The sequence below is a fragment of the Gordoniibacillus kamchatkensis genome (assembly GCF_000829455.1).
Lineage (GTDB): Bacteria > Bacillota > Bacilli > Paenibacillales > NBRC-103111 > Gordoniibacillus > Gordoniibacillus kamchatkensis.
Map to the genome: position 1 here is coordinate 93,409 of NZ_JXAK01000009.1, position 21,894 is coordinate 115,302.

20 protein-coding genes are annotated in these 21,894 nt (G+C 54.1%); 11 read left to right on the forward strand and 9 right to left on the reverse strand.

All coding sequences use genetic code 11. The features are described from left to right. Positions 1-82 precede the first annotated feature (82 nt). Entirely contained in the window at positions 83-325 is a 243-nt protein-coding gene (locus SD70_RS07295) for a hypothetical protein (protein ID WP_041046951.1), read from the reverse strand. A 456-nt stretch (positions 326-781) separates the two neighbouring features. On the opposite strand from SD70_RS07295, the gene SD70_RS07300 reads away from it, so the two are divergent. From SD70_RS07300 to SD70_RS07330, 7 genes are all read left to right on the forward strand, one after another. Next, complete coding sequence (locus SD70_RS07300) at positions 782-1,831, forward strand: LLM class flavin-dependent oxidoreductase (RefSeq protein ID WP_041046993.1); 1,050 nt, start codon at positions 782-784, stop codon at positions 1,829-1,831. 114 nt (positions 1,832-1,945) lie between these two features. Further along, positions 1,946-2,863: an aldo/keto reductase gene (locus SD70_RS07305; protein ID WP_041046952.1), complete on the forward strand. Its 918-nt coding sequence runs from the start codon at positions 1,946-1,948 to the stop codon at positions 2,861-2,863. Between the two features lie 182 nt (positions 2,864-3,045). Next, positions 3,046-5,580: a GH39 family glycosyl hydrolase gene (locus tag SD70_RS07310; RefSeq protein WP_041046953.1), complete on the forward strand. Its 2,535-nt coding sequence runs from the start codon at positions 3,046-3,048 to the stop codon at positions 5,578-5,580. A 179-nt stretch (positions 5,581-5,759) separates the two neighbouring features. Further along, the gene (locus tag SD70_RS07315; RefSeq protein WP_041046954.1) at positions 5,760-7,043 is read left to right on the forward strand and encodes an MFS transporter; all 1,284 of its coding nucleotides are present in this window, start codon (positions 5,760-5,762) and stop codon (positions 7,041-7,043) included. Positions 7,044-7,062: 19 nt separating this feature from the next. Continuing rightward, on the forward strand, positions 7,063-9,339 hold the full coding sequence (locus SD70_RS07320; RefSeq protein ID WP_041046955.1) for a glycoside hydrolase family 3 protein: 2,277 nt from the start codon (positions 7,063-7,065) through the stop codon (positions 9,337-9,339). A gap of 142 nt (positions 9,340-9,481) precedes the next feature. Then, entirely contained in the window at positions 9,482-9,682 is a 201-nt protein-coding gene (locus tag SD70_RS35835; protein WP_156157919.1) for a hypothetical protein, read from the forward strand. A gap of 4 nt (positions 9,683-9,686) precedes the next feature. After that, on the forward strand, positions 9,687-11,372 hold the full coding sequence (locus tag SD70_RS07330; RefSeq protein WP_041046956.1) for an ABC1 kinase family protein: 1,686 nt from the start codon (positions 9,687-9,689) through the stop codon (positions 11,370-11,372). Positions 11,373-11,416: 44 nt separating this feature from the next. Here SD70_RS07330 and SD70_RS07335 read toward each other — a convergent pair whose 3' ends face one another. From SD70_RS07335 to lspA, 8 genes are all read right to left on the reverse strand, one after another. Further along, positions 11,417-11,668, reverse strand: a complete 252-nt coding sequence (locus SD70_RS07335; RefSeq protein WP_041046957.1) for a hypothetical protein — start codon at positions 11,666-11,668, stop codon at positions 11,417-11,419. 99 nt (positions 11,669-11,767) lie between these two features. Then, entirely contained in the window at positions 11,768-12,307 is a 540-nt protein-coding gene (locus tag SD70_RS07340) for a hypothetical protein (protein ID WP_041046958.1), read from the reverse strand. 19 nt (positions 12,308-12,326) lie between these two features. Next, positions 12,327-12,653 carry a hypothetical protein gene (locus tag SD70_RS07345; protein ID WP_052487140.1) on the reverse strand — a complete coding sequence of 109 codons (327 nt, stop codon included), beginning with the start codon at positions 12,651-12,653 and terminating at the stop codon, positions 12,327-12,329. A 37-nt stretch (positions 12,654-12,690) separates the two neighbouring features. Next, positions 12,691-13,125: a spore germination protein GerPC gene (gene gerPC, locus SD70_RS07350; RefSeq protein WP_041046959.1), complete on the reverse strand. Its 435-nt coding sequence runs from the start codon at positions 13,123-13,125 to the stop codon at positions 12,691-12,693. Further along, positions 13,122-13,343, reverse strand: coding sequence for a hypothetical protein (locus SD70_RS07355; protein WP_041046960.1), 222 nt, complete (start codon positions 13,341-13,343; stop codon positions 13,122-13,124). Before SD70_RS07355 ends, gerPC begins: the two co-directional genes overlap by 4 nt. A 73-nt stretch (positions 13,344-13,416) precedes the next feature. Further along, positions 13,417-13,857, reverse strand: a complete 441-nt coding sequence (locus tag SD70_RS07360) for an Hsp20/alpha crystallin family protein (protein WP_041046961.1) — start codon at positions 13,855-13,857, stop codon at positions 13,417-13,419. Positions 13,858-13,890: 33 nt separating this feature from the next. Further along, positions 13,891-14,721: a DUF2935 domain-containing protein gene (locus SD70_RS07365; RefSeq protein WP_041046962.1), complete on the reverse strand. Its 831-nt coding sequence runs from the start codon at positions 14,719-14,721 to the stop codon at positions 13,891-13,893. 152 nt (positions 14,722-14,873) lie between these two features. Then, positions 14,874-15,335, reverse strand: coding sequence for a signal peptidase II (lspA, locus tag SD70_RS07370; protein WP_231571088.1), 462 nt, complete (start codon positions 15,333-15,335; stop codon positions 14,874-14,876). 324 nt (positions 15,336-15,659) lie between these two features. Here lspA and SD70_RS07375 point away from each other — a divergent pair, with 324 nt between their 5' ends. From SD70_RS07375 to SD70_RS32935, 4 genes are read left to right on the forward strand one after another with little or no spacing between them, the layout of a single operon-like run. Continuing rightward, on the forward strand, positions 15,660-18,803 hold the full coding sequence (locus tag SD70_RS07375) for an efflux RND transporter permease subunit (RefSeq protein WP_041046963.1): 3,144 nt from the start codon (positions 15,660-15,662) through the stop codon (positions 18,801-18,803). Positions 18,804-18,816: 13 nt separating this feature from the next. Further along, positions 18,817-20,088 (forward strand): efflux RND transporter periplasmic adaptor subunit, encoded by a 1,272-nt coding sequence (locus SD70_RS07380; protein WP_231571089.1) that lies wholly within the window; start codon positions 18,817-18,819, stop codon positions 20,086-20,088. A gap of 18 nt (positions 20,089-20,106) precedes the next feature. Then, positions 20,107-20,925 carry a hypothetical protein gene (locus SD70_RS32930; RefSeq protein WP_052487141.1) on the forward strand — a complete coding sequence of 273 codons (819 nt, stop codon included), beginning with the start codon at positions 20,107-20,109 and terminating at the stop codon, positions 20,923-20,925. Continuing rightward, a complete protein-coding gene (locus SD70_RS32935; protein ID WP_052487142.1) occupies positions 20,910-21,824 on the forward strand; it encodes a hypothetical protein in 915 nt (304 codons plus the stop codon). The genes SD70_RS32930 and SD70_RS32935 overlap by 16 nt, the downstream gene beginning before the upstream one ends. The last annotated feature ends 70 nt before the right edge of the window (positions 21,825-21,894 follow it).

The window sequence follows — 21,894 nt, forward strand, 5'->3', positions numbered from 1 at the left end:
TTATTTTGCTGCCGGAACGCCAAAAAGCCCTGTTCCGATCGGAACAGGGCTCTGAGAGCGGACTATGCGATTGTTTGTCGGGCTATTGCTGCTTGGCGTTATTTTGCAGCAGATGGACGACGGTGCCGACGACGTAAATTTGTACGCTGGCGATTAAGCAGCCGATGCCGATCATCAGTCCGAGGTTTTGGTCGGTAAATTCGCTAATATTGATGAGGCAGAGCAGAAGGCCGATTCCCAGCACGAGCCAAGCGATGGCGTTCATAACGGAGAATAGGCGGCCGCCTTCGGTTGCGGCTTTGCGCTGAAGCGTTATCATTTTCATGGAAGTGCACCCCTCGGATGTATGTTGATGTTGTCACTATTTTATCACATTTGCCGGCATTCGTTAACGGATTTTTCGATAAAATTTCATGAAATGGACAAGAACTGTTGTTGCCATGAAAATTTTAATTGAAAATTAAGCTCATTTTCAGTACTCTTTCAGAAATGGAATCTACTATAAGTTAAAGGGGGGTTAGGCTAATATGGATCGAAAAGGAAAATGGAAGCAACATGTGAGTCTAGGCTTTGTGATTTTGATCGCTATTCCGATCTATCTGTTTTTGTTTGGGAAAATCGGTTCGATTTTTTCGTTGTTTTGAGCCAAGCCAGTAGTTGCCACGATCCGCGAATGCCGCGGCTTTTTTTTTGGCCAAAATTTGAGAAAGAGCGCGCGAATTGAGTAAACTAGAAGAAAGAAAAGGAGGCGAAAGTCAGCATGGCCGATCCGGCACCTAATATGGAAATTGGAATCAGTACTTTTTTGGAAACGACACCGGACCCGGTTACCGGACAGGTCATCAGCCAAGCCGAGCGGCTGCGCGATGCGATCGAGGAAATTGTGCTGGCCGATCAAGCCGGCCTGGATGTGTACGGAGTCGGGGAGCATCATCGGCCCGATTACGCGGGCAGCGCGCCTGCCGTCGTACTGGCCGCGGCGGCAGGGATGACGAAGCGGATCAGGCTGACGAGCGCCGTTACCGTGCTATCCTCCGACGACCCGGTGCGCGTCTATCAGGCGTTCTCGACGCTCGACGGCATTTCTAACGGCAGGGCGGAAATCATGGCGGGCCGAGGTTCGTTCATTGAATCGTTCCCGCTTTTCGGATATAGCCTGGACGATTATGACGAGCTGTTCGAAGAAAAGCTGGAGCTGCTGCTTGCGATCCGCGCGTCGGAAAAGGTAACTTGGCGCGGCGGACACCGTCCCGCCATCGACAACCTGGGCGTTTATCCCAGGTCCGTGCAAAATCCGTTGCCCGTATGGATTGCCAGCGGCGGGAGTCCGGAGTCGGCCGTTCGGGCGGGCATGCTCGGCCTTCCGATCGTTTTTGCCATCATTGGCGGGATGCCGGAAAGATTTGCGCCATTAGTCAACCTTTACAAAAGAGCCGCCGCGCAGGCCGGACACGATCCCGACAAACTGCCGATTGCGACGCACTCGCACGGCTTCGTAGCGGACACCACCGAGCAGGCGGCCGATATGTTCTTCCCTTCCACTCAAGCTCAAATGAACGCCATCGGGCGTGAGCGGGGCTGGGGGTCTTACACCCGGGCGACGTACGACGATGCGCGCAGCCTACACGGAGCTCTTTACGTCGGCGATCCCGAATATGTGGCGGAGAAAATCGTTCTGCTGCGCAAAAATTTAGGGGTAACCCGCTTCTTCCTGCACGTCAATGTAGGCACGATGCCGCACCGCGACGTCATGCGCGCCATCGAGCTGCTCGGCACGAGGGTCGCGCCGATCGTACGCAAGGAACTCGCCCGAATCGAGGCGAAAGAATAGAGCGGCAAAAGATTGCATAATGATTGAAAACATCCGCCCTTTTATGGGACAATGATAAGTGCTGTACGTTTCATGGTTTCGGCACGAAAAAAATGTGGGAGGATGAACACTGGTATGAGAACGATCAAGCTTGGAACGAGCACATTGGAAGTTCCGGTTATCGCGGTCGGCTGCATGCGAATCAACTCGCTGGACAAATCCGAGGCGGAGCGCTTTGTCCGGACGGCGCTGGAAGAAGGAGCCAATTTCTTCGACCATGCGGACATTTACGGCGGCGGCGCCTGCGAAGAAATATTCGCGGATGCCATACATATGAACGACGACATGCGCGAGAAAATGATCCTGCAATCGAAGTGCGGCATTCGGAAGGGGATGTTCGATTTTTCCAAAGAACATATCCTGTCGTCGGTTGACGGCATTCTGAAGCGGCTGAAAACCGACTACTTGGACGTTCTGCTCCTGCACCGTCCGGATGCGCTGGTAGAACCGGAAGAGGTCGCCGAGGCTTTCGACATTTTGGAGAGCTCAGGAAAAGTGCGGCATTTCGGCGTTTCCAATCAGAAGCCGCTGCAGATCGAGCTGCTGAAAAAGTTCGTAAAGCAGCCGCTCGTGGCTAACCAGCTGCAGCTGAGCATTACGAACGCCACCATGATCTCGAACGGCATCAACGTCAATATGGAAAATGAATCCGCCGTAGACCGGGACGGCAGCGTGCTCGATTACTGCAGGCTGAACGAGATTACGGTCCAGCCTTGGTCGCCGTTCCAATACGGCTTCTTCGAAGGGGTATTCCTCGGCAACGACAAGTTCCCGGAGCTGAATGAAAAGATCGACGAAATCGCGGCAAAATACGAAGTGAGCAATACGACGATCGCCATCGCCTGGCTGTTGCGCCATCCCGCACGGATGCAGCCGGTCACCGGCACCATGAATATCGGCCGGCTCAAAGATTGCTGCAAAGCGAGCGATGTGCATCTGACGCGCCAAGAATGGTATGAGATTTATCGCGCTGCGGGCAACGTGCTTCCGTAAACGATATTCGGTTGCCACGCTGCATGACAGAGCAACCTCGGGTCGGCGAAGACCCGGGGTTGTTTTTTTATGTGGACAATAGTTGCAATATTAATCCGCATTCATGCTAAACTAATGGCTATAAGCAGCCGCGGGCTCCTCATGTACTTTTGGCCGGACGGTCTTGCAAGGGGGGCATACGTTTGAAGCATTCCATATACGAATTTGTGGAGACCGGCGAGCGGTTGCCGTTCGATGTTTCCCTCCACAGGGTGAATTACGTTCCAAGCCACTGGCACAACAGCGTGGAAATCATTTTTGCCCTGCGCGGAACGTTGGAAGTGACCGTAAACAATACCCGGCATACCATGTCGGAAGGGGACGTCCTGCTCATCAATTCATGCCATATCCATGAGGTTATCGGTTTGGATATGAATATTATTGCGACCTATCTCGTTCCGACCGCTTATTTGAAGGCGAGCCACAGAGGCAGCGAAGCGGTAAACTTCGGCCTCGACTCGCGCACTGCCGGCAAAGAAAAGAAGCAGGCGCTGGACCGCATCCGCCAGCTGCTGGCCGAAATGATCCAGCTGACATATAAGAAGAGCGAATATTACGAGCTCGATATGCAGATTCGCATGCTCGCGGTTTTTTTCTTGCTGCTGAAGCAGTTTCAAATTTCGGCAAGAGGCGAAGCGGTGAACGAGAAGTACATGGAGCGCATGCTGCGGATTATCGGCTTTTTGGAGGAAAACTACCGGAGGCCGGTCACGCTGCAGGAAATTGCCGAACGCGAATATTTGTCGGTGCCTTATTTGTCCAAGTTTTTCAGCGACAATTTTGGGCTTAATTTCCAGTCTTATCTCACCAGCATCCGGTTGAAAAATGCGGTCGAAGCGCTCTTGCAGCACGAGCAAGCCGCGATCGCGGACATCGCTGTAGAGCACGGATTTCCGAACGCGAAATCGTTCTATGCTGCCTTTAAGATCAAATATCATATGACGCCGAACGAGTATCGCAAGCGTTACCACCCGGACGCCGAGACGAAGCGGGAAGCGGCTTCCGCGAATTATTTGGCGTTCAATCAGGCGAAGGCGCTCGGCATCGTCAACCAATTTTTGCAGCGCGGCCGGTCGGCGTCGGCGGAGACGGACGATGTTGCTGTAGTGGAACGGGAGCATGCTCAGGTACGTCTAGACGGAGGGGAGATGAGGCTACTCCGTCATACGTGGAAAAACCTGATCACGATCGGCAAAGCGAAAGAAGGGCTGCATGCGGACGTGCAGCAGCAGCTGCGCGCCTTGCAGCAGACGTGTCCGTTCCGGTATTTGCGGTTTCATGGCATTTTCGACGATGCGATGATGGTGTATCAGGAGGAAGAGACAGGGGAGGCCGTTTACAACTTCAGGTTCGTCGAGCAGCTGTTTGACTTCCTGCTGTCTATCGGCCTGAAGCCGTTCGTGGAGCTCGGTTTCATGCCATCCGCGCTTGCGGCGGACAAGAGCAAGACGATTTTTTACAGGGAAAGCTATGTGAGCGGGCCCAAGTCGCCGGGCAGATGGTGTGAGCTCGTCGAGCGATTTCTTCGCCATTGCTTGAACCGTTACGGGGAGGCGGAAGTGGCCAGCTGGCGGTTCGAATTTTGGAACGAGCCGCAGCTCGCCATGTTTTGGCCGGGATCCATGGAAGATTACTGCGAGCTGTACAGACACACTTACCGGACGGTTAAACAATGCTCGGCCGCTTTACAGATCGGCGCTCCGGGAACGATCATTACGATGGATACGAAGGCGTTCAACGAGACGTTCTTTTCGTTTTGCCGCGAGCATCAGTGCATGCCCGATTTTATTCCGCTCCATTACTATCCGCATGAGACGCTGCAAGAACGGGAGAACACCGGCCAGTCCGAGCCGCTTCCGCCGGGGAACCCATTTCGGGACCTTCAGGAGAAGTTTGGCCGCGTCTCGCCGAACCCGGATCTGCTCAAGGAGAAACTGGAGAAAGAGCGGTCCATTTTGCGCGAGCTTGGAGCGGGCGATATCGAGCTGTATTTGACGGAATGGAATTCGACGGCCTATCACCGGGAGCTGACGAACGATACGTTGTATAAAGCCGCGTATATTGTGAAAAATATCGTGGATAACTTGGATGCGATTGGCGGCTTCGGCTACTGGGTGTTGAGCGATAACATCGAGGAAACAGCTGCGTCGCCGAAGCTGTTCCATGGGGGACTGGGCCTGGTCGCCCAGCACGGAATCCCGAAGGCCGGCATGGCTGCCTATGAGCTGCTGGCGAAATTGGGAAATCGCTTCATAGTAAAAGGCAAACGGTATGTCGTAACCGCCGGACGAGGAGGCTATCAGGTCCTTTCGTTCAATTACTGCCATTTTGACGATCTGTATGCGCTCGGCGACATTTCGTTTATTGACGACACAAACCGCTACAACGCATTCAAAGACGTGAAGACGATCGAACTGGAGATCGATTTGACAGGATTGCCGGAAGGCCGGTACCGCATGGTCACCTATTCGCTCGGCCGAAAGCATGGAAGCAGCTATGACCGCTGGGTCGAGATGGGAGCCCCGGACACGATTGCGGCAGAAGATGTCGCTTACCTGAAGGCGCAAGCCCTGCCCCGAAAGCAGGCGAGAACGGTGGAAGGCGGGCAGGAGCTCACGTATACCGCCACGCTCGAGCCGCACGGCGTCGAGCTGATGGAGCTGATTCCGCTCTACTGACGGTTTGGGTCAATTTTTAACGTGCTTTCTTCGCGGAATTGGATGTGCTGTACAAAATAACATTAAATAACGTAACAAAAGAGCATAATTCAGCGCCTCTCATCCGGGAGGCGCTTTCATGTATAATTTTAATTGAAATCGTTTTCAAAAATCCAGCATGTACTTGGGAGGCAAGGAATATGGTGAACGGACAAATAAAAACTCCTTTGAAACGACTGACGTCCGGAATTATGCTCGGCTACGGCTTTATGATGCTCGCTTTGATGACGCCCGCCATATTGCTGCTCACTTTCAAGATGATCGAGATCGATCCGAAGGGCTATACGTCCTCTTACGGTATCGTGTCAGGCGTCGGCGCGTTCTTTGCCCTTATCGGCAATCCGCTCGGCGGCGCGTTCAGCGACCGGACGAATATTGCGTTCGGACGGCGCCGCGCGTGGATTTTGATCGGATCGGCCGTAGGCTCGGCGGCCCTTCTTTGGATCGGTCTGGCCAAAGAAACTTGGCAGGTCATGGCGGGCTGGGCGATCGCCCAGCTGTTCTTCAACTTCGCTATGGCCGCCTACACGGCGCTTGTACCGGATCAGGTGGAAGTGAACAAGCAAGGGACGGTATCCGGCTGGATCGGATTGATATTGCCGGTTGCGATGACGGTCGGCATGGTGCTGATGATGCTGCTGACTTCGTTTCCTTCGGTTGCCAAATGGACGCTGCTCGCCTGTCTGGGCGTTGCCGGTCCGATCGTGAGCCTGTTCATCATCCGCGACGGCAAGGTCGAGCTGAAGCAGGGCGCGAAGAGGAGCGTTCCGCTTGGCGAAAAGCTTAGCCGCATTTATCCGAGTCCGAGAAAATATCCAACGTTCACTTGGGCGGTCGCTTCCAAATTTTTGCTGATGATGGGGTACTGCAGCAGTTTGTACCTGACCGTTATGCTCGTCAACCGGATGCACTTCACCGAGAATCAAGCGACGGCAAGCGTAGGGATTATCAACATTGTTTCCATGGCCGGCATGGCGCTGACCAGCATATTCGGCGGCGTGCTTTCGGACAAATACGGCAAGCAGAAGCCGTTCCTGTATGGAGCTGCGGCAATTATGGCAGTCGGCATTCTCGTTTACGGTTTCGTTCCGCAATATGCGGCCTATATCGCCGCTTCCGCGATTATTGGGCTCGGATTCGGCTGCTTCTCCGCCGTCGACATGGCTCTTGTGTCGCGGATTTTGCCCCGCAAGGAAGACGCGGCCAAAGATTTCGGCCTGATGAACGTTGCCAACGCGCTTCCGCAGTCGATCGTGCCGGCAATTGCCCCTCTTTTGCTCGGAATTGGCGGCTGGTCCTTTTTCTATGTAACGCTCGCCGTTTGCGCCGTTGCCGGAGCTATAGCCGTTCGTCCGCTGCCTGAAGTCGGCGCTGAGGCCGGTGACGAGAAGCAAACGAGCGGCTATATGCAAACAACGTTATAACCTATAGGAGGTATGCAAAGTGAATAACAAAGCAAACTCTGCAAAAGAAGAAACCATTCGATACGTGAATAATCCGGGCGGGCCGACACTCGGGTTTTGCGAAGCGTCGGGCGTCTCGATTTTGCAGCAGGACGGGCTGTTCTTCAAAGACTTAAGCCGCGACGGCAAGCTCGACAAGTACGAGGACTGGCGCTTGAGCCCGGAAGAAAGGGCGCGAGACCTGGCGTCCAAAATGACTGTCGAACAAATAGCCGGCCTTATGCTGTACAGCCGCCATCAGTCGATTCCCGCCAGGAGCAGAGGCTGGTTCGCCAGCACATACGGAGGGAAGCCTTATGAGGAAAGCGGCGCGAAGCCGTGGGATCTGACCGACGAACAAAGGGCTTTTCTGGAGAAAGACCATTTGCGGCACGTGCTTGTTACGACCGTGGAAAGTCCGGAAGTTGCGGCACGCTGGAGCAACAAGGTGCAAGCTTTTGCGGAAGGTACGGGGCTCGGCATTCCGGCCAACAACAGCTCCGATCCGCGTCACAGTTCCGATGCAAGCGCGGAATTCAATGCAGGCGCAGGCGGCAAAATCTCGATGTGGCCGGAGCCGCTCGGCCTGGCTGCAACCTTCGATCCGAAAGTAACGGAGCGCTTCGGGGAAATCGCGGCTAAGGAATACCGCGCGCTCGGCATTACGACAGCCCTTTCGCCGCAAATCGATATCGCTACGGATCCGCGCTGGTTCCGCTTTAACGGAACTTTCGGCGAAGACCCGCAGCTTTCCGCCGACATGGCGCGCGCTTACGTCGACGGCTTCCAGACCTCGAAGGGCGAGAGTGAAATTGCCGGCGGCTGGGGCTATGACAGCGTGAATGCGATGGTGAAGCATTGGCCGGGCGGCGGCCCCGGCGAAGGCGGACGCGACGCGCACTATGCGTGCGGGAAATATGCGGTGTATCCGGGCAACAATTTTGACGAGCATCTGAAGCCGTTTACGGAAGGCGCTTTTCAATTAGAGGGCAAGACAGGAATGGCTTCGGCGGTCATGCCGTACTATACCGTTTCCGTCGGTCAGGATACGGTGAACGGAGAAAATGTAGGCAATTCTTACAACAGCTATTTGATCCGCGACTTGCTCCGCACCAAATACGGCTACGACGGCGTCGTCTGTACCGACTGGCTCGTCACGGCGGACGAATCGGCCGGCAAGGACAGCTTTTTGAGCGGCAAGCCGTGGGGGGTAGAAGGCTTGTCGGTCGCCGAGCGCCACTATAAGCTGCTGATGGCCGGTGTCGACCAGTTCGGCGGCAACAACGAGATCGAGCCTGTCCTGGAGGCGTACCGAATAGGCGTTGCCGAGCATGGCGAAGCCTATATGCGCAGCCGTTTCGAGCAATCGGCGGTGCGCCTCCTGAAAAACATGTTCCGCCTCGGCCTTTTCGAGAACCCGTATTTGCAGCCCGAACAAAGCGCCGAAACGGCCGGCAACCCTGCATTTATGAAGGAAGGCTTTGACGCGCAGCGGAAATCGATCGTTTTGCTGAAAAATAAAAATCAGCTGCTGCCCCTTCGGCAAAAGCTGACCGTCTATATCCCGAAGCGGTACACCCCTGCGGGCAAAGACTGGTTCGGCAACCCGACTCCCGAGAAGCGGGAGTACCCGGTCAGCCTGGAGATCGTGGGCAAGTATTTCCGGGTCACCGACAATCCGGATGAGGCGGACTTCGGACTCGTGTTCATCAGCAGCCCGAAATCCGGAACCGGGTATTCGCAGGAAGATGCGGACCGCGGCGGTAACGGCTACGTTCCGCTGAGCCTCCAGTACGGAACCTATACGGCGGATCATGCCCGCGAAATCAGCCTAGCCGGCGATTCGCGGCCCGACGATGTGCTGAACCGCTCCTATAAAGGCAAATCGGTGACGCCGGAAAATACGTCCGATCTGGACGCTGTGCTGACGACCAAACAAAAGCTGAAGGGCAAGCCTGTCATAGTGTCGCTGCTGTTGAACAATCCGACCGTCGTCGCGGAATTCGAAGCTGAAGTCGACGCGATTGTCGTTAACTTCGGCGTACAGGTGCAGGCGGTCATGGAAGTGCTGACAGGCTCCGCAGAGCCTTCCGGGCTGCTCCCGCTGCAAATGCCGGCCCATATGAAGACGGTGGAAGAACAGTTCGAGGACGTTGCGCACGATATGGAATGCCATGTCGATACCGAGGGCAATACGTATGATTTTGCCTTCGGCTTGAATTGGAGCGGGGTCATCGAGGACGAGCGGACAAAGAAGTATAAGAAGGAGACATATTAAACGGGCGAATTGGGAATCCTTGAGGCATCAACGATGTTTGGGGCGATGAGGATGAACGATTGGATCAAGAAAGCATTTTCGCTCGGAATCGGGATCACGATGGTGAGCAAGGACAAGATCGAAAGCTATGTGAGTGAGCTCGATGAAAAAAGGCGAGGTGGCCCCGGAACAATCGAGGGAGCTTGTTGTGAAGCTCATTGAGCGGGGCGAGCAAGAGCAGGCGGAGCTGAGGCGGCTGATCAAAGAACAATTGCAGCGGCTATTGGGCGAAATGAATATCGCTACAAAAGAAGATTTGCAAAGACTGGAACAGCGCGTCGAGAAGCTGGAACAACCGAGTTAAGCCTATGATCGGCAAACGGATTCGCCATTTGCAGCGGTACCGGGATATCGCGCTGGCCTTGGCCCGGAACGGGTTCGGGTTCATTGTAGAAGAGACGGAGCTATTTCAACTGTGGCAGCTGCCGGTCAGGGTATTCAGGCAGGCAGCGGCAGTGTCAATCGAGAAAAAATCGATAGGGGAACGAATCCGGTGCGTCATCCAGGATTTGGGCCCCACTTTTATTAAGCTCGGGCAAATTGCCAGCACAAGGCCCGATATGCTGCCGGAAGACATTGTTGCGGCGCTAGGAAAGCTTCAGGATCAGGTGCCCCCGTTTCCTTTCCGGCACGTTTCGGACATTATCGAACAGAGCTTGCAGCTGCCGATCCACGCGGTGTTTGCCAAGCTGGAGGAAGCCCCGCTTGCCGCGGCCTCAATCGGACAAGTTCATGTCGGCCTGCTGCAAAGCGGCGAACGGGTCGCCGTCAAAATTCAGCGGCCCGGCGTTGCCGAGACGATCGTCACCGACCTGGAAATTTTGGAGCAAATGGCCGAGCTGGCCGAGAGCCGCTTCGAATGGGCGCGCACATTTCGAATCCGGGACATGATTCGGGAGTTCGGCAAATCGCTGCTCAGCGAGCTGGACTATACGAACGAAGGGAAAAACGCCGAGAAAATCGCCAGCCAATTTAAAGGCGACAATCTTATTTACGTGCCGAAAATTTATTGGGCGTATACGACGAAGCAAGTATTAACGATGGAATATATCGAAGGAATCAAATTGAATCAGCCCGAGCTGCTTGAGGAAAAAGGGTATAATCGCCAGCAAATCGCGAGGCGGCTCATCCAATCCCTATTTCATCAAATTTTCGTCGAAGGCTTTTTTCACGCCGATCCTCATCCGGGCAACATTTTGATACTGCCGGGGGAAATTGTCGCCTTTATGGACTTCGGCATGGTCGGGCGCCTGACGCCGGAAATGAAGTACCATTTTTCCAGCCTGATTATCGCATTGATGCGGCGAAGCACCGATGGGATCATCAAGTCCATTATGCGGATCGGCTTGATCGACGACGACGTGGATATGGCCGCGCTTCGCGAAGACCTGGAGAGGCTGCGCGAGAAATATTACGGGGTGCCTTTGAGCCAGGTAAGCATCGGCGGCATCGTGAACGACCTGTTTGATGTGGCGTACAGGTTTCAAATCCGGATTCCTGCCAATTTGATTTTGCTCGGCAAAACGCTGCTGACCGTAGAAGGGGTCGTAGAGCAGCTGGACCCGAGCCTCAGCATCGTCAATATGGCCGAACCGTTCGGTTTGCGGCTGCTGAGGGAGAGGCTTCATCCGCTCCATTTCGGCAAAAATCTGCTGAAAGACGTCGCCGAATACGGAGAACTGCTCGTCAGCTTGCCGCGGCACACGAAAGTGCTGCTTTCCATGTTGAGGAAGGGCAACGTCCGCCTGGAAATCAGCGTTCCCGAGCTGGATTTGTTTTTGCGCAAATTGGACCGGATCGGCAACCGGATCTCGTTCAGCATCGTGCTGCTTTCCTTCAGCATCATCATGACGGGACTCCTGATCGGTTCCTCGCTGGCGGGCAGAAATCCGGGCTACTTGGTCAACGTGCCGACGGTCGAGATCGGATTGTTCGTAGCCGGGTTCATGCTGCTGTGGCTGCTGTTTTCGATTTTTCGCTCGGGCCGGTTTTAAAACGGACGCGGCTATAGCGTAGCCGTTGAAATCCGCCCCAAGCGTCAAACGGCCTGATTTTGCAAGGAGTTGGCGGGTACGATCTCGACGATGGGATTGTCGACCAAGTCGTTGTCGATAATGCCGGACAAGAAGTTGGCTTCAACGTTGGAACCGAACAATTGCCCGTTGCCAAAATTGGTTTTGCCGGTTTGATTCCATCCCGGCTGAGATATTTCCCCAACGGAAATGACGCTGCCTCTGTTCAAAGAATTAACGTTAATCGCTCCTGCTGCCAAAGAAATAAAAACAGCCAAACCGCCACCTCCAGTAAAGCTTCCCTACCATAAAGTATTCCGGCCCATTTCGGGGGTTCCGGTTATTTTCGCAGCTCGCCGTCACAGGCGTTCGCTGCCTCACTCGGTTCGGGGCTTCTGTACGATTCGGATATTCGGTTCTGTTCCGCCGGTGCGCTCGACGATCTTTCCTTCCATGTGAACGGGCGCATCGACCGCATCGTTATCCATAACGAGGCCGGCGAACCGGCGCAGCCAGTTGCTGCCGACGTTTTTGCTGGTGCCGTAATTGATTTTGCGGGAGCTTCTCCAGCCAAGCTGTTTATTGTCGCCAAGGCCAATAGCCGAAACGGTCGAAACCGCATTCGCGTTAACGGATTGAAATTGGACCGCACACTGCTGGTTGTTATTTGCCGCATCCGTTAATGCGATATACCTGACATCGTCAACCGCTGCGTCAATAACGTCCTGGTCGTACAAGACACTGACCGCATTCGTCAGAGTCGTCCCGCTCAGACTCCCCAAACCTTGATTCGATTTATGGTAAGTGCTCCACCCGAACGCCTGATTGGTACCGATAAAAATACCCGAAGCATCCTCGATGTTCGTTACGACCAGCTTGTTAAATATGACCGCTGCTTGTTGATGAGATGTAGACAAACGCATACCCCTCCTTCGCTTAAACCCGCGCATTTTTATCGTCAACAGGAAAGTCCGGCGGTGCATCGGACACTTCTCCCGCAGAGAGGATCAGCTTTTGCAGCCATTCCGGCGCCTCGGAATCGGAAATGTTGAGCATATCCAGAAAATCCGAATCGTTCAAAAGGGAGCGAATGCCGGAAACGACATTCCGGTCTCCGCTGACGGAACCGAAGCCTTGGGTAAGCTTCTGGTGGCTCTCGAAACCTGCAGGCCAGTTGTTGCCCATATTCATGCATGAAGCGTTCGTAATGGAACCGATTCGAATGGAGCCGATCACAAATTGCGGCGACATAAAGGATGGCATATCCGTTACCTCCGATCCAGGGGGTGCGCACACTGCATCATTTTTGAGTCAGACGGAAGCCGGAAGGGGTGCGGCTAAAGCTTGCTTCTCCGTCACGCGCCGGCCGGACGGGAGGAGTGGCGTCGCTTTCTTTGCTGCGATTCGGGGGAGTCGCTTGGGAATGATCTGGTTTAGGGCGTGCTTGTTCCTTGGATGAGTCAAGATTCGGCTTGACGCCGAAATTGTTTCCCAAATTTAAGGCGCCGCTCAGCGTTTCAATATCGAGACGATCCAAGCGGTATTCCATTTTTTCCAGAACCGGCTGATGAATATGGACCGTTTCGATCGTAATCCGTGGCGTTTGGTCGGCAAGACGATCGAGCGCATTCTCCATGCGGCTGATTTGATGGCTTAATTCCCGAAGGCGGGCTTCCAAATCGTTAATTTGTTGCTGATCTTGCCTCGTTTTCCGCTTACCAAACCACGGAATCATGAATCATCCGGCGTTTCCGTCAAGGTGTCGATATTGTCGCGATCGTTCAGCGCGGCTTTGATGTCCGATACGGAGCAGCGCATTCCGTCAACCGTTCCGAAGGCTTGATTTTGCTTGCCGCTGTGCTTATATCCCCACTGCTGGTTGCTTCCGGAGAAAACCCCCGACGAGTTGGATATCGTCCCGATTTGGATTTGTTGGAAACGGATTCGCACCATCTTCTCATCACCTTGCCGCCAAATTTCTATTATTTATATGATAAGAGGGCAGGCAGGATGACCTTCGCAGCCTTCAGAAATCGATCGGGATATGGGTAAGCTGCTCGTGCTGTTCAATTTGCAATTCGACGATAAGCAGGCCTTGGCTGTATTTGGCCCGGATGTCATTTCTCGCAACCGGCTTCGGCATCGGCAGCGACCGGCGAAAGCTTCCGAAAAAGCGTTCTTTCAGGGTGATTTGCTTATCGGTAGCGGGATAGAGGCGAGGCAGATCGCCTTCTAACACCAAAGACTGCCCTTCCAGGCGAATGGAAATTTGATCGGAGCGCAGCAAGCCGGGCAGCTCGGCGACAACTACTACCGTATTCGGAGTGTAATAAACATCGATCCGCGGTCCGGTATTGGGAATCAGACCGGCGATATCGTGCCAAAATTGTTCTCCGAGCACTTCGTTTGCCTGTTCGTTGAACGAGCTCCATTCATGATTCGGGCTCGGCTGCTGTTTGTCCCGCAATTTCCTCACCTGCTTTCTCGCCGCTTCGATGTATTATCCGCTAAACGAAGGTTTGGTGAGCGGACAGTCGGCGATCATCGGAAAATCCCGGGTAAAGTCCGTCAATTTGCGCAGAAAATAGCACGTTTCCGGGATGTGATGCTCCAAAAAACGAAGCGTCGCTCGGTTTAGCACTTCGGAGTCTTTGTACAAGCCGACAACTTCGTAAACCAGCACGTAGAAATCGGTCACCGAGCGTGCGACTTGTCCGGCAAAGCGGAGCTGGAGCGGAAAATTGGGCGGCGTGAAGCGCAAGAATCCCTTTATGTTTTGATTTTTGACGAGATGCGCTTGAAATTCGTCGATCGCTTTCCGCACTCGATTGATGAGCGGAATTTCCGCGGGATCCAAAATATTGGCCAGCAGCAAAGCATGGCCGAGCTGATCCTCCAACCACAAATCCAGCAGCGCACTCAACGGGAGCGGAACGGGTTGCTCGCCCCGAACGAAAAAAGTAAGCAGCCGCAAATATTCCGCATTTTCGTTCAAGGTGCCGTTCAGAAAAGTAGGGGTTAAATTCAGATTGATCCGGTTATATATTCGAAGATGCTGTAAATGGCCTTCCAACCGGTAGTAGCCGGCCGACACCGATTGACTTTCAACGGCAAATTGCATCATAGGCGGGGAAGACAGCGGAAGATCGCGTCCCAATGTCTCAAGCCGCTCGCGGAGGCGCCGGAATTCACCGATAAAGGATTGCGCCATGGACACCCATCCTGCCTCTTCCGGGGACAAGTAATCCCGCACGAAGTGCGCATGATCGTCCAGTATTTCCAGCCAAAACCGGTGCTCTTCCCAAACAGGCAAATCGGCTCCAGCCGGCATCGTCATCGCCTCCTTAAATGAGGTCAACGACATTGTATGCCGAAAAAGGGCTCAAAATGTTATCTTGCCGCTGAAAAGACCGCAAGCAGGGGACTCAGCGTAGAGCAGCGAGAAGGAAGGGACGGTGGCCGCCCCGGGCGAGGTGCCGTCTGTCAAGGGCGCACTTGCTTTTGTACGGGGCTTCTGGCGAAGAGGAGATGATGCAAGATAATGGTAACCACGCCGACGTTGATGGACAAATCCGCCACATTCAGGATTCCGTGTCCGGATCCGAAAACAAGGAAATCCGTTACTTTTCCGTACAGCAGTCTTTCCAATCCGTTACCGGCCGCTCCTGCAACGAGAAAAGCCAGGCCGATATCCAGGAAGCGCCTCTTGGGGAAATTGTTTTTTCGGTACAATAAAACTCCAATAATGACGATTACCGCAACGATACCGAATAATCTGCCGTAACCTTGAAATAAACTGCGGGCCGCCCCGGAATTTTCATAATACGTAAACTGAATTATCCCCGGAACAAGCGTATAAGTATCTCCGACCTGCATCCAGGCACGCACGAACAACTTCGTAATTTGATCTGCGGCGGTCATCATCAGCGCTATCCAATAAAACAAACGGATCACCAGCTTTCATAAACTTATATTTATAATACAAGTGTTTTTTTGCCCGTTCAAACCAAAAGTCGCGAAAATCGCGGCTTTTTTCATTAATGCGCTTACTGCTAATCATTTTTGTCGAACTTGAAGCGGAAATGGAAAGTGACAGAGCTTTAACAACTTCTTGATGAATTCCACGCAAAAAGAGGAAGATCTGCATAAGTTCTCGATATTTATTGTTTAAACTGGCTGTGAAAGGAGAGAAACAGCCGCGAAGAACAAGAATTGAATGATGCAAAAAGCAACAAAGCAATCGGAACGCAGAGTGGAGGAAAATAACGGATGATGAAATTAACGAATTTTGCCATGAAAAATGTGGCGGTAGTGTTTATCCTCATCCTGCTGCTCATCGGGGGAGGAACGTATTCGGCATCTTCGCTGAAAGTCGAACAGTTCCCGGCCATTTCGTTTCCTTTCGTTGCCGTCGTGACGCAGTATAACGCTCCGCCAAGCGACGTGCTCGACCAGGTGACAAAGCCGCTTGAGAAGGCGGTCGCCGGCATAAGCGGGCTGCAAAATCTGATATCATCTTCAGACGACAACATCTCATCCATTTTTATCACACTGGAAGGCAACCAGAAGCCGGAAGACATCAAGAAGGATGTGGAGAGCCTGATCTCGGGCGTCAAGCTGCCGGACGGCGCACAGAAGCCGAAGGTGATGACGGCGGGATTCGCCTCGGCTCCCATTTATTATTTGGCGGTATACGGCGAAAACGGCATGAACCAGACCGACCTGGATAAGGCGTACAAAGATACGATTTTGCCGGGCTTTGGTTCGATCAAAGGCATTGACCACGTCGTCTCCGTCGGCAACGCCGAAGCGACGATGACGATCAAGCTCGACGCGGGCGCGCTGAGCAACTACGGCTTTACGCCGGCTCAAGCGGTCGGCATGCTGCAGTCGGCACTCGTCTCCAGCCCCGCCGGTACGGTTGATTTTAACGGCAATACAGAAATGGTGCGCATCAAAGGCCAGATCAATACCGTGTACAATTTGCAGAACATGCCTCTGACGACACCGAAAGGCGATACGCTTGTGCTGAGGCAAATCGCCAAAGTGGAAGCGATCAACGAAGCGACTTACTATGCCCGGCTCAGCGGGCAGCCGGCAATCGGCGTTCTGCTGTACAAGACGAACGAAGCTAACGCGGTCGAGTTTGCCGCTGCTGCCGATAAGCTGATGGAAGGCTGGGAGAAGACGCTGCCCGGCGTGAAATTTTTATCGATCTACAACCAGGCGGATGGCGTTAAAGAATCGGTTAATGGCATGTTGGAAGAAGGCATCATGGGAGCCGTATTGGCATCGCTTATGATTTTGCTCTTCCTGAGAAACGTTCGGATGACGCTTATCGTTTTGGTTTCGATTCCGCTTTCGCTTTTGATCACTTTGATGCTTATGGCTATGCTCGACACTTCGCTCAACATTATGACCCTTGGAGGAATGGCAATCGCAATCGGGCGCGTCGTCGACGACAGCATTGTCGTCATCGAGAACATATACAGCCAGTTGGTGAAACGCCAGGAGCGCCACGAGTCGGTCATCCAATTCGCGACGGAGCAGGTGGCGTCCGCCATTACGTCGTCCACGATTACGACGGTAGGCGTATTCGGTCCGCTCGCCTTCGTTACCGGCATTATCGGCTCCTTTTTCCTTCCGTTTGCGATTACGATCGTCTGTGCGATTTTGTCGTCGCTGCTCGTCGCGCTTACCGTCATCCCGATGCTGGCGAAGCTGCTCGTGCTCCGCACCAAGAGGCTGCCGCACCACGACGAGAATCGGGTCGGTCCGATCATTCGCCGTTACAAAAACATCATGAACTGGACGCTGGCTCGTCCGAAGAGAACGCTGCTCTTGGCTTTTCTGGCGTTTATGATAACTTGCGTCGTCACGGTGCCGAATCTTCCTGTCGCTGTCATGGGAGGCGACGAGGCACAGAAGCAAATGTATTTCAATATCAAGATGCCGAAGGAGACTTCCTTCGAGACGATGGACGCAAAGTCGAAGCAGCTTGAGCAAATGATGCTGTCCGACAAGGACGCCGGCGGTAAGCCAGTCTTCCATTACGTGGAAACGCTCGTCGGTTATTATGACCAAAGAGCGTTTCGCAACGTCAGCCAAACCGATCGTATCGCTTATACGGCGACGATGTTCGCCGAAGCAAATGAATCAGTCGATGCAAAGAAGACCGCCAAGGAATGGAAGGAGAAGCTGCAGGCGGAATTGCCGAAAGGCTCCGAGGTGGAGGGAGACACGTTCTCCAACGGAGCCCCGACGGGCAGCGACGCCGATTTCTCGTACGCGCTGAAGGGTGACGACGAGCAGTATTTGATGCAAGCCGTGCAAATGGTCAAGGAGAAAATGAAGGAGTTCCCCGAGCTGCAAGACATTAAAGATAGCATGGCGGAAATGAAAAAACAAATCGAAATTACCGTCGACGAAAATAAAGCCAGACAGTACGGCGCAAGTTCCGGCTCAGTGCTAAGCACCGTGCATAGCTGGATCGCCGAAGAGAAACTGGGCGATATGAAATTCGACAACACTGTATTCAAAACGAAAGTCATGATCGATCCTTCGTTCAAAAATTCCGTCAAAGCTATCGGCGATTTTACGATGAAGACGCAAACCGGCGCGGTCATTAAGCTGAGCGATATCGCTAAAGTCGCGGAGGTGCAAGCTCCAGTTTCCATAAGCCGCGAGATGCAGAGCCAGACGCTGAAGGTGAATGCGAGGATCGATTCCAAAGACAAAGGCGGCGTCAGCGCCAAAGTATCGGCCGCGCTCAATCAGCTGCAGCTCCCGCCGGGCATCACCCACGAATTGCAGGGCGCCTCCGACGATATTCAAAAGAGCTTCATCCAAATGTTCCTGGCTATGGGCGCCTCGATCTTTATCGTCTATCTGATCATGGTACTCGCGTTCGGCAATGCCAGCGCGCCTTTCGCCATATTGTTCTCGCTTCCGCTCGCTGCGATCGGCGGTTTGATCGGCCTGCTCGTTACGCGTCTGACGCTTGACGCCACGGCGCTGATCGGCTTCCTGATGCTGATCGGGATCGTCGTTACGAACGCGATCGTCTTAATCGACCGCGTGCAGCAGCTGCGCGAGCAGGGCTATGGCGTGCGAGAAGCGCTGCTTGAGGCGGGCGTCACTCGTCTTCGTCCTATTATTATGACGGCCGGCGCAACGATCATCGCGCTGCTGCCTCTGGCTCTTGGATTCTCGAAAGGGACGGTTATTTCCAAAGGACTCGCGGTCGTCGTTATCGGCGGATTGACCACCTCCACACTGCTGACGCTGATCGTCGTGCCGATCGTCTATGAAATTATCGAGGCGTTCAAGGGGCGGGTGCACCGCATGTTTCACAGGAACAGCGAACCGGCCGCCGGCGAGAAGGCCGCAACTTCTATACAGTTGAGGGGATAAAGGAGAAAAACATATGAAAATGCGTCGTAAGAGTCAAATGAAAAGACCTCTGGCTACTGTCGGACTGCGCGGCACCAAGCTGCTTGGCGCAATTGTTCTGGCGGCCGCGCTTGCTGCCGGATGCGCAAAGGCGCCCGAGAAGCAGGCGGCTGCGCAGGAGCAGCAAATTCCTGCCGTACGGGTGCAGCCGATCGCCAAGTTGGTCATAGCCGATCCGCTCGAGCAAGTGGCCGACGTCGTGTCTGCCGTCCAGCTTGATATTGTAGCCAAGACCGGCGGCGATGTGCAGGAAATCGTCAAGAAGAAAGGCGAATATGCGAACAAAGGCGATGTGATTTTCCGCATCGATCCGACGGACGTACAGCTTCAGCACGATCAAGCCGAGCTGAACCGACGCAATTCGGAGCTGCAATACAGCATATCTAAAGACAATATTGAAAACAGCAAAACCGATGCCCGCAACGGAGTTGCGAAGCTCGGGCAAGCGGTCAAAGATTTGGAGAAGACCTACAACAAGCTGCGCAACGATTATGACGCCGGACTTGCCGCCAAACAGCAGGTCGATCAAGCTGAAACGCAGCTGAACAATATGAAGCTCGATCTGCAGAGCGCACGCGATAAACTGCAAGCGCTGGAAACAAATAAATCGCTCGAACAGCTGCAGGTTGCCGCAGAGCTGGCAGGAGTCAGCTTGAAGCAGGCTGACCGCGCTCTCGGCAATGTCGAAGTCAAAGCAGCGGTCAGCGGCGTCGTAACCGATCTCGGCGTCGAAGCGGGTATGACGGTGCAACCCGGCTTCCGCGCCGGCACGCTTCAGCAGCTCGATCCGGTCAAGATCAAGGCAGAGCTCACCGAAGAGACCGCCAAGCTCGTGCGCGGCAAGCAGGAGCTGACGTTCTATATACCTGGCGTCGTCGATAAGACGAAAGCGAAAGTCAGCTACTTGGCCGACGTGATGAACGCTACGACGAAGGCGTATTCGCTGGAGCTGGAAGTCCCGAATCCGGAGCGCAACATCCGACCAGGCACGAAAGCGCAAGTGCTGCTCACCGAATCTCAGGACCAGAATGTCGTCGCCATTCCGACGTTAAGCGTCGTTCGCGAAGGCAGCGATACGTACGTGTTTGTAGTTAGCGGCGATCATGTCGAGAAGCGCAAAATCGGGCTCGGACGTTTGAAGGATGCGAATCAGGAAGTGCTGAGCGGCGTCAAGGAAGGCGAGCAGCTCGTCGTAACGGGCCAGCATCTGCTGAAGGATAAAGATAAAGTACAGGTGTCGAAATAACCCGAGGAGAACTTATTCGTGAGAAAATATGTGAAAGTAACGTTCGCAACCGCCCTTCTAACCGCTGTCATAGCCTCTTCAGCAGTTCCCGCCGCTTTCGCCGACGGGGGGGCGGCCGTTACGGCTGTTCAGTCGCCATCGTACGCATTGAACGATGTGCTGCAAGTCGAAGTCAAGAGCGTTCTGAACGAACGGGTAAAAGACGGAACAAGGCTCGGCGCGGTGATCCGCATAACGAATACGTCCGGCAAGCTGACCCGCGTGCCGGATTACGAGCTGCGCCTGAAGACGGCGGACGGCACCGAGTATACGCTGCAGCCGAGCGCAACGAACGTGCCTTCCGTAAACGCCAAAGCGTCCCGGGAACTTACCTATTTGCTGACGATCGACCGTACGGATGAGGTGAACGTCACCGGCGTCGAATGGGTGGACGTCGACCTGTACGTATATCCGAAGAAAGAGACGCGTATGCTGGACGTTCCTATGTCCGGCATTGCTTGGAAAGGCGCGGAGACGGCCATTTCCGACGCGAACGCAAGGAAGAAATGGGGCGAAAGCTTTACTCTGCCGTCTTTGAATTCTCCGCTCGTCTACAAGCCGGTCGATCTGACCCGAGACTTCAACGACAAGACGCCGGTCAACGTCGTGCAAGTGCTCGTCGAGAACCCGACAGCCGAACGGCAAGCGCTGCCCGATCTGGCGATGGACGGCAAATCGGCGACAGACGTATTCAGCGGGCAACTTGTGGAGCAAGGCCCAATCGTGCTGGACGCGGCGAGAAGCGCTACATTCATTTCGCCATCCAGACCGACATTGACAGCGTGCTGCAAAGCTTAAACGTCCTTACCGTCGAAAAATATGCGAGCGCCGACGGCCAGAAGACGTTCAACGTCGGCCGCTTGAACGTTGTGCTGCCGACCGCGGTGGCCGCCGCCACGGCCCCGAACGAAGCCAAATACAAGCTCGGAACGCCGCTAACGTTCGACAAGCTGAACAAAATCATTCACCCGAACATGGAAGTGTCGCTCGTTGAACTGCACGTTCAGGATAACGAAAACGACGGCTTCAAAACCGCAATCGCGAAATTCAAGCTGCTCAACAAGAGTGACCATCCGCTGCCGGTACCGTCGTTCGCGACTGAGCTTGTCAGCGCCGACGGCTATGTCTATGCCGGATACGGCCAGACGAACGTAGCGCAGCGCGTCATTCCGAGCGGAGCTACGACGGTATCGTATTCGTTCTCGGTGCCGAAATCGCAGGAGAGCACCGAACTACAGCTGAACATTCTCGACGCGCAGACGATCAAGCCGTACAAATCGGTGATCGGCTCGCTGCGCGCCGACGCGCAGACGGACGATACGACGCAAGCGACCGAGCTGAATCTGTACCCGTTCAAGCTGAAGATGAACTATTGGACGGCCAGCGCCAATTTTTACCAAGGCGTCTATACGTACAAAATCAAGCTGAATCTCGACATTCAACAAGATCCGCAAGCCGTCGCCGACGCCTCTTCGCCGAAGCTGCAAATCGATGTCGTGGGTTCCGAAGGCCGTGTTATCGGCAGTATGCAAAATTTGAGCTTGACCGGAGTTAACGCGCTGATTAACGGATCGAACGAAATAGCTCTCAATGCGGCGACCAATCAGCTGGAAATTCCGTTCACGTTCCGCATTTACGAAGCTTTCACGAACACGAACGGCGAGGTCGTGAGTCGTCTGCTCACAACGCTTAAGTAAAAAGATCTGCCGATAAGAAAATGCCTCGTACGCCATAAAAGGAGAACGAGGCATTTTTTACTCATCTCGG